The following is a 224-nucleotide window of genomic DNA, read 5'->3' as shown; positions in this document are numbered from 1 at the left end:
CTTACTCCTGTTACTCCGCTAAGGGCGATGTCGCCAACGGCAAGACCTGTAATTGGCGTCCTATAGGCAAGCGCCACCTGCGTAGAAGGTTGCGTAGATGAGCCATTCGCGGTGACGCTGCTAAATGGAACTGCTGTAGCGGAATAAATTGTTACTGTTTGAGGCGACACGCTAATAGCATAGCCAGATTTCTCCACCGCTACGCTCAAAGTTCCGCCTGCGGT

At 52.7% G+C, this 224-nt stretch carries 1 protein-coding gene; it reads right to left on the bottom strand.

Going from position 1 to position 224, the window contains the following annotated elements; genetic code table 11:
* Nucleotides 1–209 (bottom strand): hypothetical protein (locus tag ACYVTD_RS19250; protein WP_461249175.1); only part of this gene is annotated, 209 nt, incomplete at its 3' end.
* Between the last annotated feature and the right edge of the window lie 15 nt (nucleotides 210–224).

This window comes from Treponema sp. R6D11, from assembly GCF_054786075.1.
The sequence above is the reverse complement of the archived record's forward strand: the minus strand, read 5'-3'. Positions and strand labels throughout refer to the sequence as shown.